Genomic DNA, 2,214 nt, shown 5'->3' with positions numbered 1-2,214 from the left:
TCAGAGCTTATAAAACAAGGAATAGACTTAGAACAGGCTTACGAATATTCATTAATTAGAGTATTTGGAGATGCTCCAGGTGCATACGGAGCGGGTGTAAATAACGTAGTAGAAAGTAAAAAATGGAAAGATGTAACAGATCTTGGAAAAGTTTATACTACATGGGGATGTCATGCATATGGTAAAAAACTTCATGGAGAAAAGCTTCCTGAGGTATTTGCACTTAGAATGAAAAAAGTAAAAGTTGCTGTAAAAAATGAATCTACAAGAGAATTTGATATGCTAGATAGTGATGATTTTTATAATTACTTTGGAGGAATGGTAGCAGCTATTACTACACATAGTGGAGAACAAAAACCTGCTTATGTTCCAAGTACTTCTGATACTGACCATATAGAAACATTAACTCTTCATGAAGAAGCTTCAAGAGTACTACGTGCAAGAGTAAATAATCCAAAGTGGATTGAAGGGCTTAAAAAACATGGATACAAAGGAGCACAACAAGTTTCTAAAATGGTAGACTTCGCATTTGGATGGGATGCAACTACAAATGTAATTGATGATTGGATGTATGATTGTATTGCAAAAAGATATGCTTTTAATAAAGAAAATTCTGATTGGATTAGAGAAGTAAATCCAAGTGCATTACATAATATTGCAGAACGATTATTAGAAGCTAACCAAAGAGGAATGTGGAATGCTTCAAAAGAAAGTGTAGAAAGCCTTGAAAAAATATATATGGAAATGGAAGGTAATCTTGAAGAACTGGGATAGGATAATAAGGAGGAAATAATTTTGCATACTAAAAATAGAGTATTTCCATTTGTAGCTGTGATAGGTCAAGATTCTATAAAAAAAGCTTTAATTTTAAATATTATTAATTCTAACATTGGTGGGGTCTTAATTAGTGGAGAAAAAGGTACTGCAAAATCTACCATTGTTAGGGGAATAAGTAATATTACAGAAGATATAAATATAGTTGAACTTCCACTTAATGTCACTGAAGACAGATTAAGTGGAAGCATAAACTTTGAGCATGCTATAAAAAAAGGACAAAAGAAATTTGAAGAAGGTATTTTAAAAAAAGCACACGGTAATTTGCTATATGTAGATGAAGTTAATCTTTTAAGTGATCATATAGCAAAAACTTTACTTGAGGTATCAGCTTCGGGGGAAAATATTGTTGAAAGAGAAGGCATTTCTTTTACTCACCCATCAAAGTTTATACTGGTTGGAAGTATGAATCCAGAAGAAGGAGAACTTCGTCCGCAGTTTTTAGACCGTTTTGGATTATATGTAGAAGCAAAGGGAGAAAATGACATTAGAAAAAGGACTGAAATTATTAGACGTCGCCTAGAATACGAAAAAAATCCAACTTCATTTATAAAAAAATGGCAAGATGAAAATGAAAAACTTAGATTAGATATTAAAAAAGCAAAATATGACTTAAATAAAGTAGAAGTTAGTATAAATGCTATGAATCTTGCAGCTACAATTGCGAAAGACGCAAATTGTGCTGGTCATAGAGCCGAAATTACTATTATTGAAACAGCAAAAGCTCTTGCAGCATTAGATTCAAGGATTGCTTTAAATATATATGATATAAAAGAGGCTGCTAAATATGTTTTACCTCATAGAGTTAGGCAAAAACAAGAGCAAGAAGATAGCCTAGAAAATGAAAATAATAATCAACAAGAAGAAAATAATGAAAATCAAGATAAAAATAATGAACCAGAAAATAATCAAGAAACACAAGGTAACAATGATATAGAAAATAATGAAGCAGAAAGTCATGAACAAGATGATAGTATGATGGATTCATCTCAAGATGAAAACAGCAATGATGATTCTAATGATGATTTTAATCAGGAAACTAGCGATGAAGAAAATATGGATATATCATCAAATGAAATAATTGAAGAGGTTGGAGAAAGCTTTACAGTAGCCAAATGGTTATCTCAAAAAAGTCGTGATTTTGTAAATAAAGGAAGTGGAAGACGTAGCCTTGTAAAAACTTCTTCAAATCAAGGAAGATATGTACGATATTCTTATCCTAGAAAAGATAAAATAGATGATATTGCAATTGATGCTACACTTCGAGCAGCAGCCATACATCAAACTAAAAGAGATAAAAAAGGTAGAGCTATTGCAATAGAAAAATCTGATATAAGAGTTAAAGTAAGGGAAAAACGAACTGGAAATACCATTATTTTC

General features: G+C 31.4%; 2 protein-coding genes. Both read left to right on the top strand.

Features of this window, described 5'->3' with window-relative positions; all coding sequences use genetic code 11:
• Window positions 1-774 (top strand): cobaltochelatase subunit CobN (locus tag VLM92_RS05030; RefSeq protein WP_325275264.1); only part of this gene is annotated, 774 nt, incomplete at its 5' end.
• Window positions 775-795: 21 nt separating this feature from the next.
• A partial coding sequence (locus VLM92_RS05025; protein ID WP_325275263.1) for an AAA family ATPase occupies window positions 796-2,214 on the top strand: 1,419 nt, incomplete at its 3' end.

The organism is Romboutsia sp. (assembly GCF_035470145.1).
Lineage (GTDB): Bacteria > Bacillota > Clostridia > Peptostreptococcales > Peptostreptococcaceae > Romboutsia_D.
This window is presented reverse-complemented; position numbering and strand designations above follow the sequence as displayed.